This window comes from Salmonella sp. 32100201201700099SM (assembly GCF_017572645.1).
In the GTDB taxonomy this organism is placed as follows: Bacteria; Pseudomonadota; Gammaproteobacteria; order Enterobacterales; family Enterobacteriaceae; genus Salmonella; species Salmonella enterica.
Genome location: NZ_JAGERQ010000001.1, coordinates 453,622 through 476,903 on the forward strand (window position 1 = coordinate 453,622; position 23,282 = coordinate 476,903).

The 23,282-nt window shown below is 52.2% G+C and carries 23 protein-coding genes; 9 read left to right on the plus strand and 14 right to left on the minus strand.

Going from position 1 to position 23,282, the window contains the following annotated elements; all coding sequences use genetic code 11:
- Positions 1-220 precede the first annotated feature (220 nt).
- The 5 genes from J4685_RS02320 (at position 221) to osmB (ending at position 6,016) form a co-directional block, all read left to right on the plus strand.
- Complete coding sequence (locus J4685_RS02320; protein ID WP_000485045.1) at positions 221-2,155, plus strand: exoribonuclease II; 1,935 nt, start codon at positions 221-223, stop codon at positions 2,153-2,155.
- A 261-nt stretch (positions 2,156-2,416) separates the two neighbouring features.
- The gene (pdeR, locus tag J4685_RS02325) at positions 2,417-4,399 is read left to right on the plus strand and encodes a cyclic di-GMP phosphodiesterase (RefSeq protein ID WP_011233034.1); all 1,983 of its coding nucleotides are present in this window, start codon (positions 2,417-2,419) and stop codon (positions 4,397-4,399) included.
- 121 nt (positions 4,400-4,520) lie between these two features.
- Entirely contained in the window at positions 4,521-4,700 is a 180-nt protein-coding gene (locus tag J4685_RS02330) for a hypothetical protein (RefSeq protein ID WP_001279854.1), read from the plus strand.
- Between the two features lie 86 nt (positions 4,701-4,786).
- Positions 4,787-5,539, plus strand: coding sequence for a DNA-binding transcriptional regulator YciT (locus J4685_RS02335; RefSeq protein WP_001088591.1), 753 nt, complete (start codon positions 4,787-4,789; stop codon positions 5,537-5,539).
- A gap of 258 nt (positions 5,540-5,797) precedes the next feature.
- Positions 5,798-6,016 carry an osmotically-inducible lipoprotein OsmB gene (gene osmB / locus J4685_RS02340; RefSeq protein ID WP_000481166.1) on the plus strand — a complete coding sequence of 73 codons (219 nt, stop codon included), beginning with the start codon at positions 5,798-5,800 and terminating at the stop codon, positions 6,014-6,016.
- Positions 6,017-6,135: 119 nt separating this feature from the next.
- Here osmB and yciH read toward each other — a convergent pair whose 3' ends face one another.
- From yciH to pgpB, 5 genes are all read right to left on the minus strand, one after another.
- Positions 6,136-6,462 carry a stress response translation initiation inhibitor YciH gene (gene yciH / locus J4685_RS02345; RefSeq protein ID WP_001285199.1) on the minus strand — a complete coding sequence of 109 codons (327 nt, stop codon included), beginning with the start codon at positions 6,460-6,462 and terminating at the stop codon, positions 6,136-6,138.
- Entirely contained in the window at positions 6,462-7,199 is a 738-nt protein-coding gene (pyrF, locus tag J4685_RS02350; protein WP_001529407.1) for an orotidine-5'-phosphate decarboxylase, read from the minus strand. The genes yciH and pyrF overlap by 1 nt, the downstream gene beginning before the upstream one ends.
- A 190-nt stretch (positions 7,200-7,389) precedes the next feature.
- Entirely contained in the window at positions 7,390-8,559 is a 1,170-nt protein-coding gene (gene lapB, locus J4685_RS02355; protein WP_000891378.1) for a lipopolysaccharide assembly protein LapB, read from the minus strand.
- A gap of 6 nt (positions 8,560-8,565) precedes the next feature.
- On the minus strand, positions 8,566-8,874 hold the full coding sequence (locus tag J4685_RS02360; RefSeq protein WP_000876301.1) for a LapA family protein: 309 nt from the start codon (positions 8,872-8,874) through the stop codon (positions 8,566-8,568).
- A 149-nt stretch (positions 8,875-9,023) separates the two neighbouring features.
- Entirely contained in the window at positions 9,024-9,788 is a 765-nt protein-coding gene (pgpB, locus tag J4685_RS02365; RefSeq protein ID WP_000948635.1) for a phosphatidylglycerophosphatase B, read from the minus strand.
- Between the two features lie 195 nt (positions 9,789-9,983).
- On the opposite strand from pgpB, the gene ribA reads away from it, so the two are divergent.
- Positions 9,984-10,574 carry a GTP cyclohydrolase II gene (gene ribA, locus J4685_RS02370; RefSeq protein ID WP_001176284.1) on the plus strand — a complete coding sequence of 197 codons (591 nt, stop codon included), beginning with the start codon at positions 9,984-9,986 and terminating at the stop codon, positions 10,572-10,574.
- 55 nt (positions 10,575-10,629) lie between these two features.
- Here ribA and acnA read toward each other — a convergent pair whose 3' ends face one another.
- The 6 genes from acnA to topA form a co-directional block, all read right to left on the minus strand.
- Positions 10,630-13,305: an aconitate hydratase AcnA gene (gene acnA, locus J4685_RS02375; protein ID WP_000099457.1), complete on the minus strand. Its 2,676-nt coding sequence runs from the start codon at positions 13,303-13,305 to the stop codon at positions 10,630-10,632.
- A gap of 182 nt (positions 13,306-13,487) precedes the next feature.
- Positions 13,488-13,580, minus strand: a complete 93-nt coding sequence (gene ymiC / locus J4685_RS22400) for a small membrane protein YmiC (protein WP_223148964.1) — start codon at positions 13,578-13,580, stop codon at positions 13,488-13,490.
- Between the two features lie 109 nt (positions 13,581-13,689).
- Positions 13,690-13,860: a hypothetical protein gene (locus J4685_RS02380; protein ID WP_000029023.1), complete on the minus strand. Its 171-nt coding sequence runs from the start codon at positions 13,858-13,860 to the stop codon at positions 13,690-13,692.
- Entirely contained in the window at positions 13,861-14,001 is a 141-nt protein-coding gene (locus J4685_RS02385) for a YmiA family putative membrane protein (RefSeq protein ID WP_216640612.1), read from the minus strand.
- Positions 14,002-14,281: 280 nt separating this feature from the next.
- Positions 14,282-15,256 carry an HTH-type transcriptional regulator CysB gene (cysB, locus tag J4685_RS02390; RefSeq protein WP_000776228.1) on the minus strand — a complete coding sequence of 325 codons (975 nt, stop codon included), beginning with the start codon at positions 15,254-15,256 and terminating at the stop codon, positions 14,282-14,284.
- 410 nt (positions 15,257-15,666) lie between these two features.
- Entirely contained in the window at positions 15,667-18,264 is a 2,598-nt protein-coding gene (gene topA, locus J4685_RS02395) for a type I DNA topoisomerase (RefSeq protein WP_000513595.1), read from the minus strand.
- 402 nt (positions 18,265-18,666) lie between these two features.
- Here topA and J4685_RS02400 point away from each other — a divergent pair, with 402 nt between their 5' ends.
- Complete coding sequence (locus J4685_RS02400; protein ID WP_000548618.1) at positions 18,667-18,918, plus strand: YciN family protein; 252 nt, start codon at positions 18,667-18,669, stop codon at positions 18,916-18,918.
- 41 nt (positions 18,919-18,959) lie between these two features.
- Here J4685_RS02400 and sohB read toward each other — a convergent pair whose 3' ends face one another.
- Complete coding sequence (sohB, locus tag J4685_RS02405) at positions 18,960-20,006, minus strand: protease SohB (RefSeq protein ID WP_000422087.1); 1,047 nt, start codon at positions 20,004-20,006, stop codon at positions 18,960-18,962.
- 237 nt (positions 20,007-20,243) lie between these two features.
- Here sohB and J4685_RS02410 point away from each other — a divergent pair, with 237 nt between their 5' ends.
- The gene (locus tag J4685_RS02410; protein WP_000559310.1) at positions 20,244-21,005 is read left to right on the plus strand and encodes a YciK family oxidoreductase; all 762 of its coding nucleotides are present in this window, start codon (positions 20,244-20,246) and stop codon (positions 21,003-21,005) included.
- Entirely contained in the window at positions 21,002-21,592 is a 591-nt protein-coding gene (gene cobO, locus J4685_RS02415) for a cob(I)yrinic acid a,c-diamide adenosyltransferase (RefSeq protein ID WP_001278859.1), read from the plus strand. The genes J4685_RS02410 and cobO overlap by 4 nt, the downstream gene beginning before the upstream one ends.
- 86 nt (positions 21,593-21,678) lie before the next feature.
- Here the strand turns inward: cobO and rluB are convergent, their stop codons facing one another.
- Both rluB and J4685_RS02425 read right to left on the minus strand, forming a co-directional pair.
- Positions 21,679-22,554, minus strand: a complete 876-nt coding sequence (rluB, locus tag J4685_RS02420) for a 23S rRNA pseudouridine(2605) synthase RluB (protein WP_001291233.1) — start codon at positions 22,552-22,554, stop codon at positions 21,679-21,681.
- A 100-nt stretch (positions 22,555-22,654) separates the two neighbouring features.
- Positions 22,655-23,275: an L-threonylcarbamoyladenylate synthase gene (locus J4685_RS02425; protein ID WP_000077250.1), complete on the minus strand. Its 621-nt coding sequence runs from the start codon at positions 23,273-23,275 to the stop codon at positions 22,655-22,657.
- Positions 23,276-23,282: the final 7 nt, after the last annotated feature.

A 23,282-nucleotide genomic window follows, 5' to 3' on the forward strand; every position in this document is an offset into this window, starting at 1 on the left:
TTTAGCGCCGCGCATTTTTTCCCGCTACTCACCAGGGGAGTTTCATCGGAGCAGGCCATTAATATGTTAGGCTGGTGTGGCGTGTGCGGATGGTTAAATCGTTTAAAAATCGCGTTGGGCGAAACCTATTAACTCATCCATTACTGAAAGAGCGCTTGCTGCGCCAGGCAGAATCGCGTAAAACTGTCAGCCGCTCTTTTGGCTACGAAAATAGACGAATATGTTTCAGGACAACCCGCTGCTAGCGCAGCTTAAACAGCAACTGCATTCCCAGACGCCGCGCGCTGAAGGGGTCGTAAAAGCCACGGAAAAAGGCTTTGGCTTCCTTGAGGTTGACGCGCAAAAAAGCTACTTCATTCCTCCGCCGCAGATGAAAAAAGTGATGCATGGCGATCGTATCGTCGCGGTCATCCACACGGAAAAAGAACGGGAGTCTGCCGAGCCGGAAGAACTGATCGAACCGTTCCTGACGCGTTTTGTGGGAAAAGTTCAGGGTAAAAATGACCGCCTGTCCATCGTGCCGGATCATCCGTTGCTGAAAGACGCGATTCCCTGCCGCGCCGCGCGCGGCGTTCAGCATGAGTTCAAAGAAGGTGACTGGGCGGTTGCCGAAATGCGCCGCCATCCGCTTAAAGGCGACCGTTCGTTTTACGCCGATTTAACGCAGTACATCACCTTTGCCGACGATCACTTTGTTCCCTGGTGGGTTACGCTTGCCCGCCACAACCTGGAAAAAGAAGCGCCGAACGGCGTAGCGACGGAGATGCTGGACGAAGGGCTGGAGCGCCAGGATCTGACCGCGCTGAATTTCGTCACTATCGATAGCGCCAGCACTGAAGATATGGATGACGCGCTTTATGCTGAGGAATTAGCGGACGGCAGACTCCAGCTTACGGTGGCTATCGCCGATCCTACCGCCTGGATTGCCGAAGGCAGTAAGCTGGATAACGCAGCGAAAATTCGCGCCTTCACCAACTACCTGCCGGGCTTCAATATTCCTATGCTGCCGCGTGAGCTGTCTGACGATCTGTGCTCGCTGCGCGCCAACGAAGTGCGTCCGGCGCTCGCCTGTCGCATGATCATCGCCGCGGACGGCACCATTGACGATGATATTGCCTTTTTTGCGGCCACGATCGAATCGAAGGCCAAGCTGGTGTACGACAATGTCTCCGACTGGCTGGAAAATAACGGCACCTGGCAGCCGGAGAACGAAGGCATTGCCCAGCAGATTCGTCTGTTGCACCGTATTTGTCTAAGCCGCAGTGAGTGGCGTCATCATCATGCGTTAGTCTTTAAAGACCGCCCGGATTACCGCTTTGTGCTTGGCGAAAAAGGCGAAGTACTGGATATTGTGGCGGAACCGCGCCGTATCGCTAACCGTATCGTAGAAGAGTCGATGATCGCCGCTAACCTTTGCGCCGCGCGCGTACTGCGCGATAAGCTCGGTTTCGGTATTTACAACGTACATACGGGCTTCGATCCCGCGAATGCCGACGCGCTGGCCGCGCTGCTGAAAACGCATGGTCTGCATGTCGATGCCGAAGAGGTGCTGACGCTGGAAGGCTTCTGTAAACTGCGTCGCGAACTGGATGCGCAGCCCTCCGGTTTCCTTGACAGCCGCATTCGTCGCTTCCAGTCTTTTGCGGAAATCAGCACCGAGCCGGGGCCGCATTTCGGTCTTGGTCTTGAGGCTTACGCCACCTGGACCTCTCCTATCCGTAAGTATGGCGATATGATTAACCATCGCCTGCTGAAAGCGGTCATCAAGGGAGAAGCTATTGCGCGTCCGCAGGAAGATATCACCCAACAAATGGCGGAACGCCGTCGCCTGAACCGCATGGCGGAGCGCGATGTCGGCGACTGGTTATATGCACGCTTCCTTAACGATAAGGCGGGGACAAATACCCGTTTCGCGGCAGAAATTATTGACGTCAGCCGCGGTGGTATGCGCGTGCGACTGGTCGATAACGGCGCTATCGCCTTTATCCCTGCCCCATTCCTGCACGCCGTTCGCGATGAACTGGTATGCAGCCAGGAAAACGGTACGGTACAGATTAAAGGTGAGACGGTTTATAAAGTGACGGATGTCATTGATGTCACTATTGCGGAAGTTCGCATGGAAACCCGCAGCATTATTGCCCGACCGGCAGCGTAACCACGCTTAGCTCGCTCAACGGCCTTTGCTGAGAAGGCAAAGGCCGTTTCTTTTCTTCTTCTCCCTTCCGTCATGCTCTAAGTTTAATCTTATTCAAGCGCCCCATTTCTTGTTATTTTTAGCTGGCGACTATGCTTTTTCCAGAATCTGGATTACATATGAATACATAGATAAAACAATACGTTCAGCCATAATTACCCTTATTTATAACATGGCTAACCTTTCTTTTCGGGCACCTGGCGCTTAAATGGGATGGTACGCATGATGAAACAGATTCAGGAACAAACGGCGCTAAATCCCCTTCACTCTCACTGGCGTCTGGCTGATGACCGCAACGTGCTGTATCTCTCCCCGACAGGTGAAACGGATGCAGAAAAAACGGTTGAGCTATCGCCGGAGCAAGCCGGGCGTATCCGGGAAATAACGGCGATTACGTCCAGTCTGCTGATAACGTTGTTGATAGAAAAACAGGTTACCGCTGTGCACCTGGTAGGCCGTAAGATTAATAACCGTGAATGGGCTGGCAGCCTGGCAACCTGGCCTGATACGCCTGCCGTCGCGCCAACGCAGGCGCAGGAGCTCTCTTTTGCCGAGCAAATCGTATCAGAAGCCAGCTCAGTCATTGCGATACTGGATAGTCGGGGAAAAATCTGTCGATTTAATCGGTTATGCGAAGAGTACACGGGCTTAAAAGAGCGAGATGTAATTGGTCAAAGCGTCTTTAAATTATTTATGAGTCGCCGGGAGGCGGTTGCCTCCCGACACTACATTGAGAATTTTTTTCGCAATGGCAATGCCTATGAAATCGAACGCTGGATAAAGACTCGTAAAGGCCAACGCCTGTTCTTATTTCGTAATAAATTTGTCCATAACGGTAGCGGAAAAAACGAAATTTTCCTGATCTGCGCAGGCACGGATATCACCGAAGAAAGGCGGACTCAGGAGCGTTTACGCATACTGGCGAATACAGACACCGTCACCGGCCTGCCCAATCGCAATGCTATTCATGAATTTATTAATCATGCTATTGCCTCGGCTGGCGAGTCGCAGGTGGGTATCGTTTATCTCGATCTGGATAACTTCAAGAAAATTAATGACGCCTATGGGCATATGTTTGGCGATCAGCTCTTACAGGCCGTTTCACTGGCGCTGTTGAGTTGTCTGGAGGAAGATCAATTGCTGGCCAGACTGGGGGGAGATGAATTCATTGTCCTCGCTGCCCATACGTCTCAGGCCGCGCTGGAAGCAGTAGCCTCACGAATCCTTACCCGTCTGCGGCAACCGTTTCGTATTGGACTCATCGAAGTTTACACGGGATGCGCCATTGGCATTTCGTTGGCCCCCCGGCACGGACAGGACAGCGAAAGTCTCATTCGCACTGCCGACACCGCAATGTATAACGCCAAAGAAAGCGGCCGCGGTCAGTTCTGCGTTTTTTCGCCGGAAATGAATCAGCGCGTATTTGACTATCACTGGCTGGATACAAACCTGCGAAAAGCGCTGGAAAACGACCAGTTACTTATTCACTATCAGCCCAAAATTACCTGGCGCGGCGAAGTACGTAGCCTGGAAGCGCTGGTACGCTGGCAATCGCCGGAACGCGGATTAATTCCGCCGCTGGAGTTCATCTCATACGCCGAAGAGTCAGGACTCATCGTGCCGCTGGGCCGCTGGGTGATTCTGGATGTGGTTCGCCAGATTGCGAAATGGCGCGATAAGGGGATTAACTTGCGCGTCGCCGTTAACTTTTCGGCGCGACAACTGGCCGACCAGACGCTTTTTACTGCGCTTAAACAGGCTTTGTACGATCTGAATTTTGAGTATTGCCCGATCGATGTCGAGCTAACGGAAAGCTGCCTGATCGAAAACGACACGCTGGCGCTATCGGTTATCCAGCAATTTAGTCAGCTCGGCGCCCAGATTCATCTGGATGATTTTGGCACCGGGTATTCTTCGCTTTCTCAACTCGCCCGGTTCCCTATTGATGCCGTTAAACTGGATCAGGCTTTCGTCAGAGATATCCATAAGCAACCGCTGTCGCAATCTCTGGTTCGGGCGATTGTCGCGGTGGCTCAGGCGCTAAATTTACAAGTGATTGCCGAAGGCGTAGAAAATGCTAAAGAAGATGCCTTCCTGACAAAAAACGGCGTCAATGAACGACAGGGCTTTTTATTCGCCAAACCTATGCCCGCCGTTTCTTTTGAACGCTGGTACAAACGTTATCAGACGAAAAAAATGCGTTAATGGCGGCGATAATAGGGAGAACAGCCTGTGCAGACAGGCATAGCCCTATTTTTCCCTTCTCTTTTCAGATTAATTTCTGCATCATGAATTGAAACCTTTTCTGACATTAAGGATGACAAACATGTCTGATATCGAAGCACAACGAATTGCCGCACGCATTGATACCGTGCTGGATATCCTTGTTGCTGGCGATTACCACTCGGCCATCAATAACCTTGAAATATTGAGAGCAGAGCTGTTAGATCAGGTTAAAGACGGTATCTCGCCATCCCAGGCACCCGGGTCGCCCTGGGAAATCTGATAGCGATTATTTGTCCGGGATGGCCGTTAGCCCTTCCCGGCTCTCTGACTGTCTGTTGACTCCTCTTAACGTATAAAATTAATACTATGAACTCCCGACAACAATCAATTTTGCAAATGGTGGTTGATAAAGGCCAGATGAGCGTTGCTGAACTGGCGAAAATTACCGGCGTATCTGAAGTCACGATTCGTCAGGATCTGAATACCCTGGAAAAACAGAGCTATTTACGCCGTGCGCACGGTTTCGCCGTTTCGCTTGAGAGCGATGACGTAGAGACTCGCATGATGACGAACTACATGTTAAAACGCCGACTGGCGGAGTTCGCCGCCTCGCTGGTCAGTCCAGGGGAGTCCGTTTTTATTGAAAATGGCAGTAGCAATGCGCTATTGGCCCGGACGCTGGCGGAACAAAAAGATGTCACGATCATCACCGTGAGCAGTTATATCGCGCACCTGCTGAAAGAAACCCCTTGCGAAGTCATTCTCCTCGGTGGAATCTATCAGAAAAAAAGTGAAAGCATGGTAGGGCCGTTGACGCGACAGTTTATCCATCAAGTGCATTTCAGCAAAGCATTTATCGGTATTGATGGCTGGCAGGCTGATACCGGCTTTACCGGACGCGATATGATGCGATCGGATGTGGTTAACGCTGTTCTGGAAAAAGGCTCAGAAGCGATTGTCCTCACCGACAGCTCCAAATTTGGCTGTGTGCATCCCTATCCCCTGGGCCCGCTTTCTCGCTTCCATCGTGTCATTACGGATTCCAGAATTTCCGCCAGCGATCAAATGCAGTTAGAACATGCGGGGCTGCTAGTCAATGTTATTGGCTCATCCGTTTAAAATATTTCCCGATGGTTTGCCCTATGGCAAATCATCCTCTCTCTAAGACTTTTCTGACATCCCAATTAAGACTATTTACCTGTTGTAACGAGCGTAACGTCGTAAAATTAATATTAGCGAAATAACAGGAAGTGACTATCACCTGCGTGATATACCCCTGCACAATCAGGTTTTACGGAAAATCTCTTAACAGATTTTATTTTAACTATAGTTATAGTGAGCTTAATTCCGTGAATCGTTAATTCAGGAGAGAGTATTATGTTTATGACGAGCAAAAAAATGGCCGCTGCTGTGCTGGCAATCACCGTAGCAATGTCTCTGAGCGCCTGCTCAAACTGGTCCAAGCGCGATCGCAACACGGCTATTGGCGCAGGTGCGGGGGCATTAGGCGGCGCAGTGTTAACGGACGGCAGTACATTAGGCACCCTGGGCGGCGCGGCGGTCGGCGGCGTGATTGGTCACCAGGTTGGAAAATAATCCAGACGTTTAAATATTGAACGGCTCAAAATAATACGTTTATTCTTTTCAGGTCTGGATTACAAAAATAGACAAAGTTGACTTTTACGCCACGGTAATTTACAACCGTGGCGTTTTCATTAGCCGCCAGCTAATTTTACTTTCATTCCTTTAGCTTCCAGCAATGATTTTATCAAGTCGCGTTTATCACCCTGAATTTCAATAATCCCTTCTTTTACTGCCCCGCCACAGCCGCATTTTTTCTTCAGTTCAGCCGCCAGTTTGGTTAATTCCGCATCATTCATCTCGATACCGGTAATCAAACATACGCCTTTACCCTTACGGCCACTGGTTTGACGCTGAATGCGAACGATACCATCCCCTTTGGGACGAACCGGCGCCGTTTTAGGTTCTTCAATGCGCCCCGTCTGTGTTGAATAAACCAGACGACTATTGGAATCGCTCATTATGCCTCCCGTTTCAGTGACGCGTTAATATCCTTCAGCGTTTGCGCCGGATCTACTGATTGCGTAACCGGGCGGCCAATCACCATATAGTCGACGCCGGCGGATAATGCCTGTTCGGGCGTCATAATGCGTCGCTGGTCGCCTGCCTCGCTGCCTGCGGGCCGAATGCCCGGCGTCACCAGCTTAAATGCAGCGCCAAAGACCTGTTTAAATCTGACCGCTTCCTGAGCGGAACAGACCACGCCATCCAGCCCGCATTGCTGCGTCAGGCGCGCCAGCCGCTCCGCATGTTCCGCCGGTGACAACGTCACGCCAAGATCACGCAGATCGCTGGTTTCCATACTGGTCAACACGGTCACGGCAATGAGCAACGGCGCATCTTTACCGAATGGCGCCAGCGCGTCGCGCGCTGCGGCCATCATTCTCGCCCCGCCAGACGCGTGAACGTTTACCATCCAGACGCCCAGGTCTGCCGCTGCGGCGACTGCCCGGGCCGTGGTGTTGGGAATATCATGAAATTTTAGATCAAGAAAGACATCAAACCCACGTTGCTGGAGATCCCGAACGAGCTGTGGACCAAACAGCGTGAACATCTCTTTGCCCACTTTTAAGCGACAATCGCGAGGATCGATTTTATCGACAAACGCCAGGGCTTTATCGCGTTCATGGTAATCCAACGCCACAACGACAGGCGATTCAGTAATAGCGCAGGAAGAAGATGAAGCAGTAAACGTCATGACCAGACCTTCTTGATGATGGGCACCGGAAGTGGCGCAAATTGGATAAACGGCGTGCATTCTACCTGCGGCGCAGGGAAATTAACAGGTTCGATTGACAACCTGATAAGCCCTGGTCGCCGATGTCAGCGTCGTTTCTAGCTTTACATCATTAAGTATGTTGTAACTAAAGTGAAGCTTTTTTTATATACTACTGCCCATCAAGTCCGCGAATAGGTTTAATGGTCGACCATGCCCGGCAGGACGGACAGTGCCAGTACAAGGTATAGGCGGTAAAACCGCATTTCTGACAACGATACCGCGGTTTACTGCGCACCTGCTCGCCAACCATATCACGCAGTACCATCAGGCTTTCTTTCGCTCGCCCTTCTTCCGCCTCGTTGAGATGGTAATCCATCAGCTTATGGAACACCCGCATGGTAGGATGTCGCTGTAGCTGACGCGTGATATAGACTTGAGCAGCGTCACTACCTTCACGCGCTTCCAGAATATCGGCAAGCATTAACTCAGCGCCAGCACCAGTATTCTCCTCAACGGCGCGACGTAAAAACTCCGCCCACTCGGCATTTTTACCGAGCTGTTGATAACAGGTTTGCAGCATCTCCAGCGTTTCGCTGACCAGCTCTTTATCCTGAACGATCACACGTTGCAGGCTTTCGACCGCTTTGGCGTAATCCCCTCTCGCCATATAAACGCGCCCCATCATGATAGACACCCGGGCGCTATTTTTATCTGCGGCGGCACCTTTTTTCAGCAACGCCATCGCGCGATCCATGTCGTCGTTGCCCATCTGCTGTAACGCTAACTCACAGTAAAAATGGGCGATTTCGATACGTTGTTTATCTTTGCCCAGTTTCACCAGCCGTTCTGCTACTTCGATCGCCTTTTGCCAGTCGCTGGTTAGCTGATAGATTTGCAAGAGCTGCTGTAACGCGCCTACGCGAAATTCCGTTTCGTCGGTAAGTTGGTTAAACATATCTTCCGCGCGGTCATATAAACCGGCGGCCATATAGTCGCGCCCCAGTTGCTGAACAGCCAGTAAACGCTGTTCATAGGTCAATGAAGCGCTTTCCATGAGCGTTTGATGAATACGAATGGCGCGATCGACTTCGCCGCGTGAGCGAAACAGATTACCGAGAGTGAGATGAGCCTCAACGGTGCCGGTATCCTCTTTAAGCATATCGAGGAACAGATCCACCGCTTTATCTTGTTGGTTACTCAGCAGGAAGTTAACCCCTGCGACATAATCGCGCGACAGGCGGTTAGCTTCATCCTGTTTTGTTTGTTGCGCACTTCTGCGACCCATATACCACCCATAGGCAGCGGCTACAGGCAACAACAGAAATAACAACTCCAACATAAATGATTATTCCTTTACAACCGACGAATCGGCAGGGACCGCAACGTCGGTTGCTGGCGAGAGCTTGTTTTCCAGTCGTTTAATTTTACGTTCAGCGCGGGCAAGGGAAACGCGGACCCGCAGCCAGAACAGGCCGCAAATCAGCCAGCCAATCGCAAAACCGACGGCGAACAGCACAGCAAGCAACGTGGAGATACGATACTCCCCTTGCGCCAGCAGGTAGTTAAACGTCACCTGTTGATCATTCTGCGCGCCCAGCGTCACCGAAATAACAAAAATCGCCAATACCAGTAAGAAAATGAGTAAATATTTCACATTACTTCCCGTTATGTGGTTTGCGCGAATAAATCGTGTCCAACTTACCGCATCCAGCCTTCTAAATTACCATTTTCCCGCCTCGCGCGAAATGGAAATGCGCCCGCCATCAGATGATTTAAGGGCAATAGTCAGAAAATCAACCGTTGTCAGCTTTCCTGCTCGCGTTCAGCAATTTCTTGCGCTTCTTCACGAGGCGGCATAAGCGGCCCGCAAATTCGCTGCGCCAGCCAGGTCGCCAGGGTAACTAATAGCCAGGAGATGAGCGTGGCGACCACTAAATCTCGCGGCCAGTGCATTCCCAGAAGCAAACGGCTGCCCATTACGCCGGTCGCCCAGACAAACAAAAACGCGATGGTGAAAGTCCGTCTGCGCGGCCATAACAGACCCACGGCCAAAAGCGCCCAGCTCGCTGCAAACATGGTGTGTCCGGAGGGAAACGCAAAGCCCGTCTCTTTTTGCCAGTGCTGACGCAGGAAAACGGGAATGTTCTGTTGCCCGGCCAACTGCTCTTTCACTAAATGTCCGCGTTCTGTACGCTTTAAAGTGTAGAACTCATCGACGGGAATATGGTGCGTTTTTTCAAGCCAGACCACAAATGGCCGAGGCTCCTGTACGCGCTCCTTTACCCATGACTTCACGCCCTGCCCGACGATAATCGCCCCGCCGAGAATCGCAAACAGCATAATGGCGGCGCGCAGGCGAAATCGCAGGCACCATAAGAACCATCCACAAAGAATCACATGCGTGATAACGCCCCAGGGTTTGGTCACGGTTTCCGTTATCCAGAATAGCGTTTTTAGCCACCAGACCTGATGTCCTGGCTGCCACTGCCAGCCTGATACCCATACGGCAAGCGGCATGATAAGCAACAGGGCGGCTCCTGCCGCGGTGCGCTTCGCAATTGAAAGCATGGATGCTCCTTTTATAAGTAAGTATCACAATCATAACTGAAAATTCTCGCCGGACTGGAAAATTGACAAATTTGTGCCATTCCTGAGCAATTACGTGGTAGTGATTAGGTGATGACCGCCGCCTTATGGCAAAATAGCGGGATACAATCCAACAGGCGACGACACCGCAGGCGTCAGCATAATCTGGAGAAATACATGCAGCTTAAACGTGTGGCAGAAGCCAAACTGCCAACCCCATTGGGTGACTTTCTGATGGTGGGATTTGAAGAACTGGCAACCGGACACGACCATGCCGCGCTGGTTTTTGGCGATATTTCAGGTAAAACGCCAGTACTGGCTCGCGTTCATTCCGAATGTCTTACGGGGGACGCGCTTTTTAGTCTGCGCTGTGATTGTGGTTTTCAACTGGAAGCCGCGCTGACGCATATTGCGGAAGAAGGCCGCGGTATTCTGATTTATCACCGCCAGGAAGGCCGCAATATCGGCCTGCTTAATAAAATTCGCGCTTATGCGTTACAGGATCAAGGCTATGACACGGTGGAGGCCAATCATCAGCTCGGCTTTGCCGCCGATGAGCGTGATTTCACCCTGTGCGCGGATATGTTCAAATTACTCGGCGTGGATGAAGTTCGCCTGCTGACCAATAATCCGAAGAAAGTCGAAATACTGACCGAGGCGGGAATTAATATCGTGGAACGCGTTCCGCTCATTGTGGGTCGTAATCCAAATAATGAGCATTATCTCGATACTAAAGCGGCCAAAATGGGCCACCTGCTAAGCAAGTAAGCCACCGGTATTAAAGCGCGGGCCTGCCTGTTTACGGCAGGCCCGATAAACGGCTTTAGTTCAGCATATTTCTAATGACATAGTGCAATATGCCGTCATTCTGGTAGTAAGTCAGCTCGGTGGCGGTATCAATGCGACAGCGACAAGGCACCGTTTCTTTGCTGCCGTCCGCTCTCGTTAACATAACCGGAATGGTCGCGCCAAGGCGCAGATTTTGCAGATCCGCGATATCAATCACCTCTTCCCCGGTCAGTCCCAGCGTTTTACGCGTTACGCCCTGTGGAAACTCCAGCGGCAGGATCCCCATCCCAATCAGGTTTGAGCGATGGATACGTTCGAACGACTCGGCGATCACCACGCGAATACCTAACAGCCGCGGACCTTTTGCCGCCCAGTCACGGCTCGATCCCGACCCATACTCTTTCCCGGCAATTACCGCCAGCGGCGTTTTTTCCTGCTGGTAGAGCATCGCGGCATCATAAATCGACATCGCTTCCGTACCCGGCAAATGCCGCGTCATCCCACCTTCGACGCCGGGCAGCATTTCGTTGCGAATACGAATATTGGCGAACGTACCGCGCATCATCACTTCATGGTTGCCGCGCCGTGATCCATAGGAGTTAAAATCCTTCCGCTCAACGCCGTGGTTTTGCAGATAGCGTCCGGCGGGACTGTCCGGCTTGATACTGCCGGCCGGGGAAATATGGTCGGTCGTCACCGAATCGCCCAGCATCGCCAGGATACGCGCGCCGTGGATATCTTTGACGGGTGCAGGCTGGGCCTGCATTTCATCAAAGAAAGGCGACAGGCGGATATAGGTTGAATCCGACTGCCAGCCGTAGGTATCGGACGATTCAACCTGAATCGATTTCCATTCTTCCGTGCCCTCAAACACTTCCGCATACTCTTTACGGAACATATCCGATGATACCAGTTCAACGGCGCGGGCAATTTCCTGCGCCGAAGGCCAGATATCCTTCAGGTATACCGGATCGCCTTTACGATCGTACCCCAGCGGGTCTGTCGCGAGGTTAATATTCATGTTTCCGGCCAGCGCATACGCGACCACCAGCGGCGGCGACGCCAGCCAGTTCGTTTTCACCAGCGGATGGATACGCCCTTCAAAATTTCGGTTACCGGAAAGCACGGCCCCTACCGTCAGATCGCCTTTTTTAATCGCGGTCTCAATAGGCTCCGGCAACGGACCGGAGTTCCCGATACAGGTCGTACAGCCATAGCCGACCAGGTTAAAACCGAGCTCATCCAGATAAGGCGTAAGTTTGGCCTGCGCCAGATAGTCAGATACCACTTTTGACCCCGGCGCCAGAGAAGCCTTGACCCACGGTTGACGCTTCAACCCCAGCGTTACTGCCTTTTTCGCCAGTAATCCCGCCGCCATCAGCACGCTGGGATTCGAGGTATTCGTACAGGAGGTGATGGCGGCAATGACGACAGCGCCATCCGGAAGCTGATATGGCTGTCCGTTCATCGTATAGTCAACCGGCTGGCGATCTCTTTGCGCGGTATTCAGCTCCAGCTCGGCGCTGGCGGCAAAGGCTTTCGGCACATCGCCTAACGCCACGCGATCCTGCGGGCGTTTCGGCCCGGCCAGGCTGGCCTCGACATCGCCCATATCCAGTTCCAGCGTACTGGTAAATACCGGTTCGTCACCGGGATTACGCCACATTCCCTGCGTCTTCGCGTAGGTTTCAACCAGCTCGATCAGATCGTCGCTACGTCCGCTTAATCGCATATATTCCAGGGTGATGGCGTCAATGGGGAAGAAACCACAGGTGGCGCCATATTCCGGCGACATATTAGCGATAGTCGCGCGATCCGCCAACGGCAGCGAATCCAGACCGTCACCATAAAATTCAACAAATTTACCCACGACGCCATGCTTACGCAGCATTTGCGTGACGGTGAGCACCAGGTCAGTGGCGGTGATCCCCTCCCGAAGCTTACCGGTTAACTTAAAGCCGACGACATCCGGGATAAGCATCGACACGGGCTGACCAAGCATCGCCGCTTCCGCTTCAATACCACCCACGCCCCACCCCAATACGCCCAGACCATTAATCATGGTCGTATGGGAGTCAGTCCCCACCAGCGAGTCCGGGTAAGCAATCCACTCCCCGTCCTGTAATTCGCTCCAGACGGCTTTACCCAAGTATTCCAGGTTAACCTGATGGCAAATGCCGGTTCCGGGCGGCACCACGCTGAAACGGCTGAATGCCTGCTTTCCCCATTTCAGGAACATATAACGCTCATGGTTACGTTCCATTTCCAGCCGCACGTTTTCTTCAAACGCATCGTCATCGCCGAAATGATCGACCGTCACAGAATGGTCAATAACCAGATCAACCGGCGATAACGGGTTCACTTTCGTCGTATCGCCGCCGAGGCGTTTAACGGCTTCACGCATCGCCGCCAGGTCGACAACGGCAGGCACACCGGTAAAGTCCTGCATCAGGACACAGGCGGGCCGCCAGGCAATTTCACGATCGGCATGGGCATTTTTAAGCCAACCGGCCAGCGCCTGAATATCTTCATCAGTCACAGACTCGCCGTCCTGCCAGCGCAACAGGTTTTCCAGTAACACTTTAAGTGATTTGGGCAAACGGGCGATATCGCCCAGGGATTTGGCAGCCAGCGGCAGACTGTAGTAATGATACGTTTTATCTTTGGCCTGCAATGTATCCTTACTGGCTTCTCGTAGGGTTGACGACATAGCTCCTCCTTTAATTACAGGGTTGCGTTACCCTGATTCTCCACAGGGTTGTATTAAAGATAACACAAACAAAATGTAACGTTTTGATAACAACCCAAATTGCTAAAAGAGGAGAAACCTAACAGGCGAGAAGCGAAGATGAAAAAGCCCGATAAATAACGCATTATCGGACTTTGACGAGATTAGACGGCAATCCAGATTAACTCGGCCCAGAACAGTAGCGATAATATAAACGCGCCAGTCCATGACCAATACTTTATATTTGACGTTAACATAGGCGACACCAACTGTGTTTAATCAATACTGAGAGGCGCTCAGCACACGGTTGCTGCGGTGTAATAAGACAGCGTTAATAAAACAGTAACGCCAATAAAAAGACGGATATTATTTTTGTGACACCTCGTCAGCAAAAGCATCAATAAATGCCCGCTGCTGCGGTGTGAGCGTCCAGTGCTGCGGAACAGACCGGAAAACGGTCGTATCCTGGGTGTTATCATCGTCACAAGGTTGAATCGGGGGCGCGACCACGCGCTCGCGTTCCGACGTAATGCTCACTTAGCCCCACCAATGCCAGATAACAAGCGCTACCACTACCCAGAACAACGCAGAACCCACAAAAACCGCCAGCCATGCTTTACATTTGAGCTCAGGGTCGCGGCGCGGTTCCTGGTTTTCAGAAGGCATTACTAACCTCATGCTATCGGTATCACTTATCATTTCAGCACCAAACAATCGGTACAATTAATCATCAGATGAGACAAATCCTAAATAAACTTTAGTCAAAAATCCAGTCAATTTACGAATCGTTGCCAGTGAATAAATCAATCTTTTGACTCAAGATAACTATTTGGAAAAAGAAACTGGCGTGACGGGTAATTCAACACTATTTTGCTGATCATTACCCGTAATACTTCGAGGGGTATTGCAAAAGGCGGCTTTGTCTGCCATGCCACTACGAGGCAAACCGACGGTGCTATTACTTTTCAGGCAGCTTTATATCCTGAAACATCGCTTCAATTTCTTCATTAGAACGCAACGCCACCGCCGTATCCACCACATCACGCGTCAGATGCGGCGCAAAACGCTGGATAAAATCATACATATAGCTGCGTAAAAAAGTACTACGGCGAAAACCAATTTTTGTGGTGCTGTGGCTAAAAATATCGTGCGCGTCAACCCGCACTAAATCAGGATCGGCAAGCGGATCGACCGCCATGCTGGCAATGACGCCAACGCCCAGCCCCAACCTGACATACGTTTTAATCACATCCGCATCGGTTGCAGTAAAGACGATCCGCGGCGTTAATCCTGCGCGATTAAAAGCGGTATCCAGTTCGGAACGGCCGATAAAGCCGAAGGTATACGTCACCAGCGGATACTGCGCCAGCGCTTCAATCGTTACGGAAGACATTGCCGCCAATGGATGATCCGGCGTCACCACTATCGAACGGTTCCAGTGATAGCATGGCAACATCACTAGATCGTCATATAAATGCAGCGCTTCCGTGGCAATCGCGAAATCGGCGTTCCCTTTCGATACCGCTTCCGCAATCTGCGTTGGCGACCCCTGGTGCATATGCAGCGAAACGCGCGGGTAACGCTCGATGAAGCCTTTAATCACGCCTGGCAATGCGTAACGCGCCTGAGTATGGGTAGTCGCAATATAGAGCGAGCCTTTATCCGGCCAGGTGTGCTCGCCGGCGACCGACTTAATGGCATCGACTTTGGAAAGCACCTCACGCGCAATACGAATAATCTCCTGACCTGCGGGCGTCACCTGAGTCAGATGCTTACCGCTGCGGGCGAAAATCTGGATGCCAAGCTCATCTTCCAGCATCCTAACCTGCTTGCTGATCCCCGGCTGGGAAGTATACAACCCCTCAGCGGTAGAGGAGACGTTAAGGTTATGATTAACCACTTCAACAATGTAACGAAGTTGCTGCAATTTCATAATACATCATCCAGATTAGCGCCATCAGGCCATCGTTTATCTGCAGACTTAATCGGGCTGCTAATACGATTTAATAATAAAAAAGGTGTTAACTATAACCACTATATCATTTATATCTGAACTGTATAGCCAGCGCGATAAAATAATAAGCCCGCTATACTCAAAATAATTCGAGTGATTAAAGGCAACAAGCGAGTGAGTTCCCAGGAGCATAGATAACCAGGTGACTGGGGTGAGCGACAAATCTGCCGGGAGCAGATTTGAACGTCGCGTGCGACGGCCCGTCAGGGCGAGGCCCATAGATGGGCCGGGTAATCCGTAGCCAACACATAAGCAACTTGAGGTATGAAGGGGATATAAAAAAGGGCCGCTTACGCGGCCCGCTTGACTACAGTGGCGACAGGCAGGGGTTATTTCTTACCTTCAACCCACTTGCCGTCGACGAAGAACGCTGACCATCCCGTCGCCTTCCCGTCTTTTTCCGCCGCAACGTACTGCTGTTTTGTTTTGCGGCTAAAGCGAACAACGGTTTTATTACCTTCCGGATCCTGCTGCGGCGCATCCGCCAGATACCGCAGTTTTTCCGGCAGGCGATCGCGGAACCGGTAAAGCTCCTCGACTAATGGCGCGCGCGTTTCGCGTGATTTCGGGAACGTATTGGCCGCCAGGAATATCCCTGCGGCGCCATCGCGCAGCACAAAGTACGCGTCCGATTTTTCACACGGCAGTTCCGGCAATGGAACAGGATCTTCCTTCGGCGGCGCAACTTCGCCGTTACGCAAGATCTTACGGGTATTTTTACATTCGTCGTTAGTACAGGCCATGTACTTACCAAAACGCCCCATTTTCAGGTGCATTTCGGAACCACATTTCTCACACTCAACGATCGGGCCGTCATACCCTTTGATGCGGAACTCGCCTTCTTCAATCTCGTAGCCGTCACAGGTCGGGTTATTACCACACACATGCAATTTACGCTTCGGATCGATCAGATAGCTGTCCATCGCCGTACCGCACTTCTGACAGCGACGTTTGGCGCGCAGGGCGTTGGTTTCGGCGTCGTCGCCTTCCAGCACGTTCAGAACTTCATTTTCCGGCACCAGGTTAATGGTCGTTTTACAACGCTCTTTCGGCGAAAGCGCATAACCTGAACATCCAAGGAAAACCCCCGTACTGGCAGTACGAATTCCCATTTTACGGCCACAGGTTGGACAGTCGATGCTGGTCAGCACCATCTGGTTAGGACGCATCCCCCCTTCTTCCGGATCTTTCTCGGCTTTATCGAGCTGCTGAGTAAAATCGCTGAAGAAGTTATCCAGTACCGCTTTCCACTCGGCCTGGTGATTTGCAACCTGATCCAGACTATCTTCCATCTGCGCGGTAAAATCGTAGTTCATCAATTCGCGGAAGTTTTCTTCCAGCCGATCGGTGACGATTTCACCCATTTTTTCCGCATAGAAGCGACGGTTTTCAACGCGAACATAGCCGCGATCCTGAATGGTCGAGATAATCGACGCATAGGTAGACGGACGACCAATACCGCGCTTCTCAAGCTCTTTAACCAGAGAAGCCTCGCTAAACCGGGCTGGCGGTTTAGTAAAGTGCTGAGCAGGCGTCAATTCAACTAGCGTCAGCGCATCGCCCTTATTCACGGCAGGCAATGTGCGATCTTCATCGCCTTTACGCAGCGCCGGCATCACTTTTGTCCAGCCGTCAAAGCGCAAAATACGCCCACGCGCTTTCAGACGGAATTCGCCTGCGCCAACGGTAAGCGTAGTAGAGTCATATTGCGCTGGCGTCATCTGACAGGCGACAAACTGACGCCAAATTAGTTGATACAACTTCTGCGCGTCAGCCTCCATGTCTTTCAGCGACTCCGCCATGACAGCAACGTCGGAAGGACGGATCGCTTCGTGCGCTTCCTGAGAGTTTTCTTTGCTGGCGTACTGGTTCGGGTTATCCGGCAGGTATTTCTTGCCGAAATTATCGCCAATATAACCACGCACCATGTTGACCGCATCCTGACTCAGGTTGGTGGAGTCTGTACGCATATAGGTGATGTAGCCCGCCTCATACAGACGCTGCGCCATCATCATGGTTTTCTTCACGCCAAAGCCCAGCCGGGTGCTGGCCGCCTGTTGTAGCGTGGAGGTGATAAACGGCGCGCCAGGTTTGCTGCTGGTCGGTTTGTCTTCACGCTCCAGTACGCTATAGCGCGCTTTTTCCAACAAGCTGACGGCGGCAAGCGTCTGCTCGCGATTTACCGGCCGGAATGGCTTGTCGTTCTGATGCGTGACCTGTAGCGGTAGCGCCTCGCCAGACGGCGTCGTCGTATTAGCGTCAATTTCCCAGAACTCTTCCGGAACAAACGCTTTAATCTCGCGCTCGCGCTCAACGACCAGACGGACCGCGACAGACTGAACGCGACCTGCCGACAAACCACGGGCGATCTTTTTCCACAGCAGCGGCGAGACCATATAGCCTACCACGCGGTCCATAAAGCGGCGCGCTTGCTGGGCGTTGACCCTGTTAATATTCAGCTCGCCCGGCTGTTCAAACGCCTGACGAATGGCATTTTTGGTTATTTCGTTAAAGACTACGCGACTGTAGCGCGCGTCATCGCCGCCGATCACTTCCCGCAGGTGCCATGCAATGGCTTCCCCTTCGCGGTCAAGGTCGGTTGCGAGATAGATGTGGTCGGCTTTTTCCGCCAACTGTTTCAGTTCAGAGACGACCTTCTCTTTACCGGGCAGCACTTCATAGTGCGCATCCCAGTTGTGCCACGGGTCAACCCCCATACGGTTGACGAGAGCGCCACGTTCATCCTTTTTGGGCTTTTTAGCCGTTTTGGTGGAGGTAGAGTCGGCGCTCTTTTTAGCTGCTGAGCCACTGGTCGGCAAATCACGGATATGACCCACGCTGGATTTCACCACGTAGTCATTACCCAGATACTTGTTGATCGTTTTGGCTTTTGCCGGGGACTCAACGATGACAAGAGCTTTACCCATATTCACCTTTACCTAAGTTGATTCTTCCAGGAATGCGTCGCACGTTGATTCACCTTCCACTGGCGACGAGACAACGATATATGGTCTCTGCGTCTGCGGATATCAACCCCTTGTACTGGCTTTGTGTACGAAATGTAACCCTCAGGTGACTGAGTTAACAGGCTTTTTTGCACACACGCGCTATAGCACGACGGAATTTTGGTCGAATGTCAAGCAATTCTGTTGCCAGATTGACGAAAGCGTCACACTGTACCTGATAAAATTCGATACGCAACTTTATTAGCATGCAAAAACAAATCTTGCCAGTGAACGCAACATGACAAATCCATCAATTTCCTGTGAGAATATTTGCCCATCAGAAGTGCTCAGCGTAGACTAATCTCCTTGTTTAAGGAGTAAAAAATGCATAAAGAGACGCAACCTATCGATCGCGAAACACTGTTGCTTGAAGCCAACAAAATTATTCGGGAACATGAAGACACGATGGCAGGTATTGTCGCCACCGGCGTAACGCAGAGAAATGGCGTGCTGGTTTTCAGCGGCGATTACTTTTTAGACAAGCAAGGGTTACCGACCCCTAAAAGCACCGCGGTGTTTAACATGTTTAAACACCTGGCGCATGTGCTGTCTGAGAAGTATCACCTGGTTGATTAATCCATGCCGGATGGCGCTGAATGCCATCCGGCAATAGCGGTTTACATCAACGGCTTTTGTCCACGCTGCCACCAGCGCAGCAGCAGCCGATCCGCGCTTTCCGCCGCGCTGCCGGTAACACGATCGATCAGTTTTTTACGCTGCATATAGCGCACATTCAGCACCTCACGCCCTTCCATCAGGCCGAGGATAACCTCATCGCTGGTGTTAATCTCATCAACCAGTCCTTTCTCCAGCGCCTGCTGACCGTACCAGTGTTCGCCCGTGGCGACCTGTTCAATGTCCAGAGCCGGACGCATCCGCTGCACAAACTCTTTGAACAGATGGTGCGTTTCGTTGAGATCTTCACGAAACTTCTGCCGCCCTTCTTCCGTATTCTCGCCTAACAATGTCAGGGTACGTTTGTACTGCCCTGCGGTATGCAGTTCAATATCAATGTCTTTACTTTTGAGAAAGCGGTTAAAGTTCGGAATTTGCGCGACAACACCAATTGACCCCACAATAGCGAACGGCGCCGCGATAATTTTTTCCGCCACGCAGGCCATCATGTAGCCTCCGCTTGCCGCGACTTTATCCACCGTCACGGTCAGCGGAATATTTTTATCGCGCAGGCGCTGCAATTGCGATGCCGCCAGGCCATAGCCGTGCACAACGCCACCGGGGCTTTCCAGACGCACAACCGCCCGATCGCCGGGTTTCGCCACTGCCAGCACCGCCGTGACCTCTTCGCGTAACGCATTAACTTCGTGAGCATCCATACTGCCTTTGAAATCTATCACCCATACGCGCGGTTTGTCCGATGTCGCAATGTCCCCCAGCTTCGCTTTCACTTTGGCGGCTTTCGCCTCCTGCTTATGCTTTTTTTTCTGCGCTTTATGCCACAGTTTTTGCTGATGGCCATCCATCAACGCCGCAGCAAGGTCATCCTTCATCTCCTGATACTGCTCACTCAAATTGGTCACACGCAGCTCGCCGCGCTGACGTTTGCGTTGCGTAGCATTCACGATCAGCAGCACAATGACGGCAATGGCCACCACAACGGTGACGATTTTTGCCAAAAATAAGCCATATTCAGACAACAATTCCACGACTCCCACCTTGATTAAATAACGCGACTTGCGCTCAGTGTACAACAGGCATCGAAGTCAGTCTCTCTTCATCCGTGTGCCTGTTGAGGAAGAAAAAGTATGACAAGACGTTCATTTTACGGCGTTATCGCCCCTGTCTGATTGAAAAAAAAGGCGCTTTCAGGCATAAACCCGAAAAGTTAACGCGAAGATAAGACAACCTGGCAGGACGGTGCACCACGCCGTTGAGGAGTAGCCATGCATTACCAACCGAAACAAGATCTATTGCAAAACCGCATTATTCTGGTCACTGGCGCCAGCGATGGCATTGGGCGGGAAGCCGCGCTCACGTATGCGCGTTACGGCGCAACGGTGATTCTGCTGGGACGCAACGAAGAGAAACTGCGTCGGGTCGCGCAGCACATTGCTGACGAGCAACATGTTCAACCACAGTGGTTTACGCTCGATCTGCTGACCTGCACCGCTGAAGAGTGCCGGCAAGTGGCCGACCGCATCGCCGCGCACTATCCCCGTCTGGATGGCGTCCTGCACAATGCCGGGTTACTGGGGGAAATCGGTCCAATGAGCGAACAAGATCCGCAGATCTGGCAGGATGTCATGCAGGTGAATGTTAACGCCACCTTTATGCTCACCCAGGCGCTGTTACCGTTATTATTGAAGTCCGATGCCGGCTCGCTGGTCTTTACGTCATCAAGCGTTGGCCGTCAGGGACGCGCCAACTGGGGCGCCTATGCCACCTCGAAGTTTGCTACTGAAGGAATGATGCAGGTGCTGGCGGACGAATACCAGAACCGTTCTCTGCGTGTTAACTGCATTAACCCGGGCGGCACGCGCACCAGTATGCGCGCCAGCGCCTTTCCGACGGAAGATCCACAGAAATTAAAAACGCCTGCCGATATTATGCCGCTTTACCTGTGGCTTATGGGCGACGACAGTCGCCGTAAAACCGGTATGACCTTTGACGCCCAACCGGGCCGTAAACCAGGAATCGCCCAATGAGTGATGAACGTTATCAGCAGCGCCAGCAGAAGGTAAAAGATCGGGTTGACGCCCGTGTCGCCCAGGCACAGGAAGAGCGCGGTATTATTATCGTGTTTACTGGCAATGGTAAGGGCAAAACCACGGCGGCTTTCGGGACTGCCGCCCGCGCCGTAGGACACGGTAAAAACGTAGGCGTGGTGCAATTTATTAAGGGCACCTGGCCCAACGGCGAGCGTAATCTGCTGGAACCGCATGGCGTCGAATTTCAGGTGATGGCAACGGGATTTACCTGGGAGACGCAAAATCGCGAGGCAGACACCGCAGCATGTATGGCCGTTTGGCAGCATGGGAAACGGATGCTGGCCGATCCGCTGCTTGATATGGTGGTCCTGGATGAGCTGACCTATATGGTGGCGTATGACTATTTGCCGCTGGAAGAGGTCATAAGCGCGCTAAACGCGCGCCCTAGTCACCAGACGGTGATTATTACAGGTCGCGGCTGTCACCGGGATATTCTTGATCTTGCGGATACCGTCAGCGAACTGCGTCCGGTTAAACATGCTTTCGACGCGGGCGTAAAAGCCCAGATGGGAATTGATTATTAACCGTAGGCCGGATTAAGGCGTTTGCGCCGCCATCCGGCACAAACCCTCTTGTCTGATGATTCTCGGCCTATAGACCGCGGTAGAGATTACCCGTTGTTATTACGCCCACCGGAGCGGCGTCCGCCAGCTATCTGGCTGTGGCGTTTTACCGCCCGACGGATCTGGTTCGCTTTCATACGACGACGGTCTTTTTCGACGGCAACCTTCGACGAGGTTTCCGGCGGGAGCTCTACCAGACCACGCAGATAGTTCGTTTGCGCGAGGTCGAGCTCAGTCCAGCCGCCGCGCGGCAGGCCTTTCGGCAGCGGGATATCGCCGTAACGAACGCGGATCAGACGGCTGACCTGAACGCCTACCGCTTCCCACAGTCGGCGAACTTCGCGGTTGCGCCCTTCCGTCAGCGTCACGTTATACCACTGGTTAATGCCTTCGCCGCCGCTGAATTTAATGGTCTTAAATGCCGCCGGACCATCTTCCAACTGTACGCCACGGCTTAAATCACGCAGTTTCGATTCATCCACCTGACCGAACACGCGCACGGCATATTCACGTTCAACTTCACGACTAGGGTGCATCAGGCGGTTCGCCAGTTCACCGTCGGTGGTAAATAACAATAGCCCGCAGGTGTTGACATCCAGACGTCCTACCGCAATCCACCGCGCGCCGCGCAGTTTCGGTAAGCGATCAAAAACGGTTGGTCGCCCTTCAGGGTCATTGCGGGTACACAGTTCACCTTCTGGTTTGTAATAGGCCAGAACGCGGCAAATTTGTTCCGCCGACTCTTTCACCGAAATCAGGTGACCGTCGATACGGATTTTCAAACCGGGAGTGACTTCAACACGATCGCCAAGCGTGGCGATTTTACCGTCAACGCTGACACGTCCCGCTTCAATAATGGATTCGATTTCACGGCGAGAGCCGTGGCCAGCGCGCGCCAGCACTTTTTGTAACTTTTCGCTCATAGAGCTTCCTTCAGGTGTCGCCTTCACAGGCGTCGAACAGGAGAATGAACGGCGCGTTGCCGCGCCATTTTAAGGCCGCGTAGTATACAGGCTTACGCCCTTATAAGAAAGGTGTAACGTCGCCGACGCCTTCGCGCAGCACCACCGGGGAGTCATTGGTCAAATCGATTACCGTGGTAGGCTGTTGACCGAGGTAACCGCCGTGGATGATCAGATCCACCTGCTTCTCCAGCCGATCTTTAATCTCCTCCGGGTCCGACTCGGTAAAATCGCTGCCAGGCAGCATCAACGACGTCGAGAGCATCGGTTCGCCCAGCGTATCCAATAACGCCAGCGCAATCGGGTTTGACGGTACGCGCAGGCCGATAGTTTTACGCTTTTCCTGCAACAGACGGCGCGGCACCTCTTTTGTCCCCTTCAGGATAAAGGTGTAATTACCCGGCGTATTGTTTTTCATCAGACGAAATGCCACGTTGTCGACGTAGGAGTAGGTCGACAACTCGGACAAATCGCGGCACATCAGCGTAAAGTTGTGGCCGTCCGGCAGATGACGGATGCGGCAAATGCGCTCCATTGCGCCTTTGTCTTCAATTTTACAACCCAGGGCATAGCCGGAATCGGTTGGATAAACAATAACACCGCCTTTACGCACAATGTCGACGGCCTGATTAATCAGCCGTTGCTGTGGGTTATCCGGATGGATATAAAAAAACTGGCTCATACTTCCC